The following is a 3,813-nucleotide window of genomic DNA, read 5'->3' as shown; positions in this document are numbered from 1 at the left end:
CCACTCCGGAAACCGCGCCCAATGCGCTGGTTTCGGGATCGGCCATCCCCGCCGACGAGCTGGCGCGGCTGACCGACGACATCGTCTCGGCGCTGAAGACCGTCTACGATCCGGAAATCCCGGCCGATATCTACGAGCTCGGCCTGATCTACAAGATCGACATCGAGGACGACCGCTCGGTCAAGATCGACATGACGCTGACCGCTCCGGGCTGCCCTGTCGCCGGCGAAATGCCCGGCTGGGTGGAGAATGCCGTCGGCGCCGTCGAAGGCGTGTCCGGCGTCGAGGTCAACATGACTTTCGACCCGCCATGGTCGGCCGACCGCATGTCGGAAGAGGCGCAGGTGGCGGTGGGTTGGTATTGACCTTAGTCCACGCCATGAGCGCTGGCGTATGACTTCACAGTGGCGAAGAAGCTCTCAAAGCTTGTCTCCGCGCCTACAGACGGTATCCACATGGATCCAGTTTGAAATTTGTTTAATTTTGCGGCCTTGGTCAGAGAGAGGTCTTTCCAACTGGATTCCTCGATTCTCACCTCGACTACAGAGAATTGATATCGACCACGAAAAGAAATGGGCACTTCCGACATGCTAGTCACAGCTGACCAAGGGACAAATTGAGGAGCGATCTCATTGCACTGGAAGCCGTTTGGTCCAATGGTTACTGCACGATACCGCCCTCTTAGTAATCTCACGGTTGAATGCAGAGAAACTGAAGCCAGGAAAAAGACGAGAATACCGGTTCCCACTCTGATTGGCATGGGCTTATCCGTTTGAAACAATGCTCCAAGCCCCAGGAACATTGCGATGGCTAACAGTACGAGCATACGAGGCATAACTCGTTCGGGGTTCTCGGTGAAAACAATCACCTGATTTGTATCTGTCATTGACGGCATGCTCAGCTCGATTCCTTGACAGTCGGATGTGCTTCCGGGCGCTCGATTTGCGTTCCGCTCTTGTCATTTATCATTGTTTCAACCATCTATGTGAAGTCCGACAAGCCTTGAACTTGAACGGGTTGGAGAAAAAGAATGGGACGCTTCGCCGTCATCACGATGACCGAAAAGGCCGCCGACCGGGTGCGCGAGATCGTTGCCACCCGCGACAGCGCGCACGGCATCCGCCTCGGCATCAAGAAGGGCGGCTGCGCCGGCATGGAATACACGGTCGATTTGGTGACCGAGCCCAACACCAAGGACGACCATATCGAGCGCGACGGCGCCCATGTCTATGTCGCACCGGAAGCAGCACTTTTCCTGTTCGGCACCGAGATGGATTTCGAGCAGACGACGCTGCGCACCGGTTTCACCTTCCACAATCCGAACCAGAGCTCGGCCTGCGGTTGCGGCGAATCCGTCGAACTGAAGCCGGCCGACCTGAAGGCGCTGGCAGAGGCACGCGCTTCCTGAGTTTTTCCTTCGCCCCATTTACGGGGAGAAGGTGTCACGAAGTGACGGATGATAGGCAGCGCCGGCCTCTCCAAAGCTAGCGCCGCCCCTCATCTGCCGGCGTTCGTCGTTCGAGGCCAAGCAATTGGCTTTCCGTCCGCTGCGCGGATCATTCCTCACCTCTCCGAAACGGCGCGAAGAAATTCACTCCACCCACATGCCCGTCCGCTTGTGCCAGTCGGCGATCGATTCCTCGGGATAGATGTCGAAGACCTTGTCATGCTTGCCAACCACCGGCTCCACCCAGTTCGCCTTGTATTTCAGCATGAGGTGCACCTTGCTTGGCGGAATGGGTAAATCGCTGTCGATCGCCGAAGCGAAGGGATGCACCAACTCCGGCCATGTCGGGTCGTAGAGCCAAAGGGCTGAGCCGCATTTCTTGCAGAAATTGCGCTCGCCGGTTGAGATTTCGCAATGCGGATGCTCGTCGCCCTCGATCTCCGCCCGAAAGACGCCGAGGCTGCGCTTGCCCCTGATGTTCAGTGTTTCGTTGTCGGCACCGAGATTGATGGCAAACCCCCCGCCGCCCTGCTGCTTGCGGCAGATCGAGCAGTAGCACAGCATGAATGGCGCCGGCGTGTGGCTCTCCACCTCGAAACGGACGGCATTGCAGCGGCAGGAGCCTTTGAGCAGAACGGGCATAGCGGGAAACTCCGATCGACCTCACACAACCTGTCAGCATGATTTTGGTTGCGCGATGACAAGGCCAAACGCCGGTGACATGATCGCGGCATGGACAATGAACGCATCGCCGAACTGTTCGAGGGCCTCGGCCCTGTCAGCATCCGAAAACTGTTCGGCGGCAAGGGCATCTATTTCGACGGTGTCATCGTCGCCATCGTGCTGCGTGGCGAATTGCTGTTGAAGGCCGACGAGCAAAGCGTGCCCGAGTTCGAGGCCGCCGGCTGCACGCAATGGACCTATACCGGCTCGCGCCACGGCAAGCTGGTCGCCATGCCCTACTGGAGCGTTCCAGACAGCGCTTTCGATGATCCCGACGAGATGACGGTGTGGGCACGGCGGGCGTATGAGGCGGGGCGTCGGGCGGGGAAGTAGATTCCCGCAAGCGCGAGGCCACCCCCTCATCCGTCCGCTTCGCGGCCACCTTCTCCCCGAGGGGAGAAGAGGTCGACGTCGGCGCTGCAAGCTCCTCTCCCCTCGGGGAGAGGTCGGATTGCCCCGAACTGTTCTTTGCAATTCGGTTTTGGGAATCCGGGTGAGGGGGAACCTTCGCTGCGTGACCCTAAAGCGCCTTCGCAATCCTCGCCGCCAGCCGCGCATTATTCTCGACCAGCGCGATGTTCGTCTTCAGGCTCTTGCCGCCGGTCAGTTCGAGGATTTTGGACAGCAGGAAGGGTGTCACCGCCTTGCCGGTCACGTTGAGCGCCTCGGCGGCCTTCTGCGCGGCCTCGATATAGCCGGCCATCTCCTCAGCCGGGATTTCGTGGTTTTCCGGCACAGGATTGGCAATCAGCATGCCACCGGCGAGCCCCAGCGCTGCCCTCGTCTGGTAGAAATGCGCGATCTCTTCCGGCTCGTGCAAGGTCAGCGGCGCGCGGAACGGCGAATGCCTGGACCAGAAGGCTGGCATCGTCTCGCAGCCAAGGCCGACCACCGGCACGCCGCGCGTCTCCAGCACTTCCAGCGTCTTTTCGATGTCGAGAATGGCCTTGGCGCCGGCCGAGACGACGATGACCGGCGTGCGCGCCAGCTCGTCGAGATCGGCGGAAATATCAAAACTCTTTTCGGCGCCCTTGTGCACGCCGCCGATGCCGCCGGTGGCGAACACTTTTATGCCGACCATATGCGCCGCGATCATCGTGGCGGCGACCGTGGTGCCACCGGTGCGCCCTTGCGCCACGGCAAAACCGAGATCGGCGCGCGACAGCTTCATGGCGTCGCCCGTCATCGCCAGCGATTCGCGCTCGCCGTCCGAAAGCCCGATCTTGATGCGGCCGCCAACCACGGCGATCGTCGCCGGCACGGCGCCGCCATCGGTGATGATCTTTTCCACGTCGGCCGCCATGGCGCCATTGTCGGGGTAGGGCATGCCATGGGTGATGATGGTGCTTTCCAGCGCCACCACCGGCCGGCCGGCAGCCAGAGCCTGCGCCACCGGCGCGTGGATGTCGATGAGGGGGCGGGCGGTCTCAGGGGTCATCAGGGTCTCCAATCCGGAATGCGGCGCGTCCGTCGGGACACCAGGCAACATCGCGGCACTATGAATTCGCCGGTCTCATGCCACTTCCCTGGCATCCGGCACAAGAGCCAGCGCTTCCGCGAAGCTTGAGGCGGTGAACTCGGGAACGGCGTTGGCGCTTTCGATGGCAAGCGTCGCCCCGGCGATGCCTTCGCGCAGGGCCACC

6 protein-coding genes and 1 pseudogene (1 of these 7 only partly in view) are annotated in these 3,813 nt (G+C 61.0%); 3 read left to right on the top strand and 4 right to left on the bottom strand.

Translation table 11 applies throughout. From position 1 onward, the window contains the following. On the top strand, positions 1 to 365 hold the 3' portion of the coding sequence (locus EOB59_RS28205; protein WP_128289734.1) for an SUF system Fe-S cluster assembly protein. 19 nt of this gene lie to the left of the window's left edge; 365 of the gene's 384 nt are visible here — the last part of the coding sequence; the start codon falls outside the window, past its left edge; it ends in the stop codon at positions 363 to 365. A gap of 2 nt (positions 366 to 367) precedes the next feature. Here the strand turns inward: EOB59_RS28205 and EOB59_RS28200 are convergent, their stop codons facing one another. Then, positions 368 to 886 (bottom strand): hypothetical protein, encoded by a 519-nt coding sequence (locus EOB59_RS28200; protein ID WP_127381281.1) that lies wholly within the window; start codon positions 884 to 886, stop codon positions 368 to 370. A gap of 144 nt (positions 887 to 1,030) precedes the next feature. On the opposite strand from EOB59_RS28200, the gene sufA reads away from it, so the two are divergent. After that, complete coding sequence (sufA, locus tag EOB59_RS28195) at positions 1,031 to 1,408, top strand: Fe-S cluster assembly scaffold SufA (protein WP_128289732.1); 378 nt, start codon at positions 1,031 to 1,033, stop codon at positions 1,406 to 1,408. A gap of 183 nt (positions 1,409 to 1,591) precedes the next feature. Here sufA and EOB59_RS28190 read toward each other — a convergent pair whose 3' ends face one another. After that, the gene (locus tag EOB59_RS28190) at positions 1,592 to 2,089 is read right to left on the bottom strand and encodes a GFA family protein (protein ID WP_128289731.1); all 498 of its coding nucleotides are present in this window, start codon (positions 2,087 to 2,089) and stop codon (positions 1,592 to 1,594) included. Positions 2,090 to 2,179: 90 nt separating this feature from the next. Between EOB59_RS28190 and EOB59_RS28185 the strand changes: the two genes are divergently transcribed. After that, complete coding sequence (locus tag EOB59_RS28185; protein ID WP_127810659.1) at positions 2,180 to 2,503, top strand: TfoX/Sxy family protein; 324 nt, start codon at positions 2,180 to 2,182, stop codon at positions 2,501 to 2,503. A 187-nt stretch (positions 2,504 to 2,690) separates the two neighbouring features. Here the strand turns inward: EOB59_RS28185 and EOB59_RS28180 are convergent, their stop codons facing one another. Both EOB59_RS28180 and EOB59_RS37355 read right to left on the bottom strand, forming a co-directional pair. Continuing rightward, on the bottom strand, positions 2,691 to 3,608 hold the full coding sequence (locus EOB59_RS28180; RefSeq protein ID WP_128289730.1) for a pseudouridine-5'-phosphate glycosidase: 918 nt from the start codon (positions 3,606 to 3,608) through the stop codon (positions 2,691 to 2,693). A 75-nt stretch (positions 3,609 to 3,683) separates the two neighbouring features. Further along, a pseudogene (locus EOB59_RS37355) lies at positions 3,684 to 3,813 on the bottom strand (carbohydrate kinase); the annotation flags it as partial.

It is taken from the genome of Mesorhizobium sp. M7A.F.Ca.MR.176.00.0.0 (genome assembly GCF_004023165.1).
In the GTDB taxonomy this organism is placed as follows: Bacteria; Pseudomonadota; Alphaproteobacteria; order Rhizobiales; family Rhizobiaceae; genus Mesorhizobium.
This window is presented reverse-complemented; position numbering and strand designations above follow the sequence as displayed.

Excerpts from the sequence above, each read along its gene's own strand:
- EOB59_RS28200 (WP_127381281.1), bottom strand. The coding sequence starts at position 886 with ATGACAGATACAAATCAGGTGATTGTTTTCACCGAGAACCCCGAACGA.
- sufA (WP_128289732.1), top strand. The coding sequence starts at position 1,031 with ATGGGACGCTTCGCCGTCATCACGATGACCGAAAAGGCCGCCGACCGG.
- EOB59_RS28190 (WP_128289731.1), bottom strand. The coding sequence starts at position 2,089 with ATGCCCGTTCTGCTCAAAGGCTCCTGCCGCTGCAATGCCGTCCGTTTC.
- EOB59_RS28185 (WP_127810659.1), top strand. The coding sequence starts at position 2,180 with ATGGACAATGAACGCATCGCCGAACTGTTCGAGGGCCTCGGCCCTGTC.
- EOB59_RS28180 (WP_128289730.1), bottom strand. The coding sequence starts at position 3,608 with ATGACCCCTGAGACCGCCCGCCCCCTCATCGACATCCACGCGCCGGTG.